The sequence below is a fragment of the Nocardiopsis lucentensis DSM 44048 genome (assembly GCF_000341125.1).
Taxonomy (GTDB): domain Bacteria; phylum Actinomycetota; class Actinomycetes; order Streptosporangiales; family Streptosporangiaceae; genus Nocardiopsis; species Nocardiopsis lucentensis.
In genome coordinates this window covers 1-3,735 of sequence record NZ_ANBC01000897.1, presented here as the reverse complement: position 1 = coordinate 3,735, position 3,735 = coordinate 1, and the positions used below count along the sequence as shown (strand labels likewise).

The 3,735-nt window shown below is 71.3% G+C and carries 3 protein-coding genes and 1 pseudogene; 2 read left to right on the top strand and 2 right to left on the bottom strand.

Annotation, left to right across the window (positions count from 1 at the left end):
- Window positions 1-81: 81 nt before the first annotated feature.
- On the bottom strand, window positions 82-1,218 hold the full coding sequence (locus D471_RS37100; protein ID WP_241479754.1) for an ABC transporter substrate-binding protein: 1,137 nt from the start codon (window positions 1,216-1,218) through the stop codon (window positions 82-84).
- A gap of 179 nt (window positions 1,219-1,397) precedes the next feature.
- Window positions 1,398-2,594, bottom strand: a complete 1,197-nt coding sequence (locus D471_RS0130575) for an ABC transporter ATP-binding protein (protein WP_026128249.1) — start codon at window positions 2,592-2,594, stop codon at window positions 1,398-1,400.
- 257 nt (window positions 2,595-2,851) lie between these two features.
- Here D471_RS0130575 and D471_RS0130570 point away from each other — a divergent pair, with 257 nt between their 5' ends.
- Both D471_RS0130570 and D471_RS37095 read left to right on the top strand, forming a co-directional pair.
- Window positions 2,852-3,547, top strand: a complete 696-nt coding sequence (locus D471_RS0130570; protein WP_026128248.1) for a response regulator transcription factor — start codon at window positions 2,852-2,854, stop codon at window positions 3,545-3,547.
- Window positions 3,544-3,735, top strand: a pseudogene (locus D471_RS37095) (sensor histidine kinase); the annotation flags it as partial. The gene D471_RS0130570 and the pseudogene D471_RS37095, both read left to right, overlap by 4 nt.

The window sequence follows — 3,735 nt, the reverse complement described above, 5'->3', positions numbered from 1 at the left end:
CCCCCCCCGCCGGTGTCGGTGGCACCGGCGGGGGGCGTCTGGTCAGCCGTGGTCATGTGTGGTCTCTCTCGGTGCCGGGCGTCACTCGCCGTGGGCCTGGGCGGCCTCGGACTCCAGGCGCTCCATGGTTCCCTCGACGTCGGAGGGGTCGGCCATGAAGTCCTGGAGGGTCTGCCACATTCCGTCGCCGACGGTCGCGCCGAACGCGGCGGGCTGGAGGTCGGACAGGTCGAAGCGGACGCTGTCGCCCGCGGTCACGATCTGCTCGGCGACCTGACCGGTGAGCGGGTCGGCGTAGTCGTCGGCGGTCAGGTGGCGGTTGGGCGAGAGGAACCCGCCGAGGGCCGCCCACTCCCCCGCGGCTTCGGGACCGGCGAGGAAGCGCAGGAGCTCCATGGTGGCCTCGTCGTCGTTCATCGCGACGGCGGCGTCACCGGCCACGACCACGGCGCCCTCCTCCCCCGCGACGTAGGGGAAGGAGAACACGCGCGCGTCGTCGCCGACGGCGGAGTTCGTGCTGTCGGCGACGACCCCGCCGATGAAGTCGGCGCCCACGACCATGGCGGCCTCGGGGTCGTCGCTGAACACGGTGACCACGGAGGTCGGGAAGTCGGTCTGCAGGGTGCCGTCGGTGCCGCCCGCGAGCAGCCGCTCCTGTCCCCAGATCTCGGCGAGGGTCTCCAGGGCGACCTCGACGCTGGGGTCGGTCCACGGGATCTCGTGCGCGGCGAGCTGGTCGTACATCTGCGGGCCCGCGGTCTGGAGGTAGACGTTCTCGAACCAGTCGGTGAGGACCCAGCCGTCGGCTCCGGCGACGGACAGCGGGTCGACGCCGACGTCGGAGAGGTTCTCCGAGAGTTCGACGAAGTCCTCCCAGGTCTCGGGCGGCGCGGCGCCGGTCTCGGCGAAGAGGGGGTCGTTGTACCAGACCAGGGACTTGTTGGCGACCTTGAGGTAGACGCCGTAGGGGGTGCCGTCCACCGACCCGATGTCGGTCCAGGCCCCGGCCATGTTCTCGTCCAGGGCCGCGACGACGTCGTCGCTGAGCGGTGTGAGGGCGCCCTCCTCGGCGAAGTGCTCGATGAGGCCCGCCTGCGGGATGAGGGCGACGTCGGGCGCGTCGCCGCCCTGGATCCGGGTCTGCAGGACGGTCTGGAGGTCGTCCCCGGCGCCGCTGTACTGGACGGTGGCGCCGGTCCGCTGCTCGAAGACGCTCAGGACCCGCTCGAAGGACTCCTGTTCCGCGCCGGCCCAGGGGCCGACGATCTCCAGGGTGGCGCCGCCCNCCCGCCGCCACAGGCGGTGAGCGTCAGGCCGAGGGCGAGCAGCGCGGCGGCCGTGGTCGCGGGGCGGGAGAGACGGGGACGGGGAGTGCGTGGTGACATAGGGGATGCTCCTCAGGAGTCGTAGATCGACGTGCCCGTGGTCGGGTCGAAGAACTGGAGTCGTTCGGTGTCGACGGCGACGGTGATGGTCTGGCCCTCGAAGACGTGGGTACGGGGGCTGAAGCGTCCGACCAGGACGACCCCGTCCTCCGCCGCGCTCGGGGCGTCGTCCGCGCCCGCGTCCCGGGCGAGTTCGCGGGTGTCCTCGGTGACGACGGGGGCGGCGTCCAGGGGGAAGTGCACGAGAACGTCCGAACCCATCGCCTCGACCAGGTCGGCGACCGAGGTGAGAGTGGCGTTCTCGGTGGCGCCGACGATCTCGGCGTCCTCCATGTCCTCGGGCCGGATGCCCAGGACGACGCTCCTTCCCTCGTAGGCGCGCAGTGCGGGGCGCCGGTGCAGGAGCCCTTCGGGCAGGTCGAGGGACTGGCTGCCCACGCGGACGCGGAACCGGTCGTCCTCGCGGACGAGCTCCGCGCCGATGAGGTTCATGCCCGGGGACCCGACGAACCCGGCGACGAAGAGGTTGCGGGGGTGGTCGTAGAGCTCCTGGGGCGGCCCCACCTGTTGGAGGACCCCGCGCTTCATCACGGCCACCCGGTCGCCGAGGGTCATGGCCTCGGTCTGGTCGTGGGTGACGTAGACGGTGGTGACACCGAGGTCGCGCTGGATCCGCGCGATCTGGGCCCGCATCTGCACCCGGAGCTTGGCGTCCAGGTTGGACAGCGGTTCGTCCATGAGGAACGCCCGGGGTTTGCGGACGATGGCGCGCCCCATGGCCACCCGCTGGCGCTGCCCGCCGGACAGGTTGCCCGGCTTGCGGTCCAGGTGCTCCTCCAGCTCCAGGACCCGGGCGACCTCGCGCACCCGCTGGTCGATCTCGTCCTTGGGGAGCTTGCGCAGCCGCAGTCCGAACGCGATGTTCTCGTAGATGTTCAGGTGCGGGTACAGGGCGTAGGACTGGAAGACCATGGCGACGTCGCGGTCGCGGGCGGGCACCGAGTTGACCACTCGGTCACCGATGCGGATGGTGCCCTCGCTGATCACCTCCAGGCCCGCGACCATCCGCAGCGCGGTCGTCTTCCCGCAGCCGGAGGGACCGACCAGCACCAGGAACTCACCGTCCTGGATGTCCAGTGAGAGGTCGTTGACGGCGCGGGTCCCGTCTGTGTAGACCTTGCCCAGGCCGTCGATCACGATTTCTGCCACGACACCTCCGAGGGACGGGCGCTGGAACGCGCCCCCTGCCAGATCGGGGCCGGTACACGCGGGGGATTCCGCGTCCTGTGACGCGGGCCACTGACCGGCGATGTGCAACGACCGTAATGTCGCGCTCCCTAAGGGAGCCTTAACGCAACGTCTCGTTCGACTTAAGGCCGCCCGCTCCGCCCCCGTTGGCGGCGTTCTCCCTGTTTGGGAGCCTTCCCGGGGTCGTGTCGGAGTTCACGTTCGGTTAACTTGACCACATGGCAACGGTGTTACTGGTCGAGGACGACCAGATGGTGCGTGACGCCCTCGTGCGGGCGTTGCGGGGCCAGGGGCACGTGGTGCGCCCGGTCGGCACGGCGCTGGACGCCCTCCGGCAGGCCGCCGAGCACGAACCGGACCTGGTGATCCTCGACCTCGGACTGCCCGACCTGGACGGGTCCGCCGCGCTGCGCATGCTCCGGGGGAACAGCGACGTACCCGTGATCGTGGCGACGGCGCGCGGCGACGAGCCGTCGATCGTGCGTCTGCTCAACGACGGCGCTGACGACTACGTGGTCAAGCCCTTCTCCAGCGCCCAGTTGGCGGCCCGGATGAACGCGTTGCTGCGCAGGTCGGCGCGGTCCTCGGTGGGCACCTCCGACCCGGGCGACCTGACCGTCGGCGAGCTGACCGTCAGCCTCACCACGCGCCAGGCGACACTGGCCGGGCGCCCCCTGGAACTGTCCCGACGCGAGTTCGACCTGCTGGCCTATCTCGCCGAGCACGTCGGCCGGGTGGTGAGCCGCCGGGAGCTGGTCGAGGCGGTCTGGCACGAGCACCCCTTCGTGGGACACGACCAGACCATCGACGTGCACATGTCCTGGCTGCGCCGCAAGCTCGGGGAGAGCGCGAGCCGGCCCCGCTACCTGCGCACGGTGCGCGGTGTGGGCCTGAAACTGGTGGAGCCGGAGTGAGGTCCCTCCTGGCCCGAGCCGTCACCCTGGCCACCGTCCTGGTGGCGGGGGTGCTGGTCGCGGTGACCGCGCTCTGGGGGTGGAACGACGCCCGGGCCCGGACCGAGGAACGGGTGCGCACCCAGTCCGACGTCGTGGCGGCGGTGGTCGGGGCCGGGGCCGACTCCGACGTGCTGCGCGCGGCGGTG